Below are 289 nucleotides of genomic sequence, written 5' to 3'. Positions count from 1 at the left end.
TCATCGATCTCGCGGGCGAGGGGCAGCTTGGCGACGGTGATCTGGTATTTGACCGATCGCGCCTTCTTCTCGTTGATCTCGGCGGCCAGCAGGTCGCTGACCACCTTCTGCGGTTCGTGCTGCCGCCGGACGGCCGTAGCCATCAGTTCGTCGTAGGCCGCCCGCATGCCGAAGAGCTTGAGGTCGGCCATCGCAGCAAGGATCTCGGCGCGTTCCATCATCCAGCCCTCCGCAGCCGGTCATAGCGGGCACAATCTGCGGCGGGTTCATGGACAAGGCGCAGCGCGGG

Annotated in this window: 1 pseudogene; it reads right to left on the bottom strand. The window is 65.4% G+C overall.

The features are described 5' to 3' along the window. Positions 1-218, bottom strand: a pseudogene (locus tag Q5Y72_RS19820) (ATPase); the annotation flags it as partial. Positions 219-289: the final 71 nt, after the last annotated feature.

Origin of the sequence: Paracoccus spongiarum, from assembly GCF_030732095.1 — a bacterium.
Taxonomy (GTDB): Bacteria; Pseudomonadota; Alphaproteobacteria; order Rhodobacterales; family Rhodobacteraceae; genus Paracoccus; species Paracoccus spongiarum.
The sequence above is the reverse complement of the archived record's forward strand: the minus strand, read 5'-3'. Positions and strand labels throughout refer to the sequence as shown.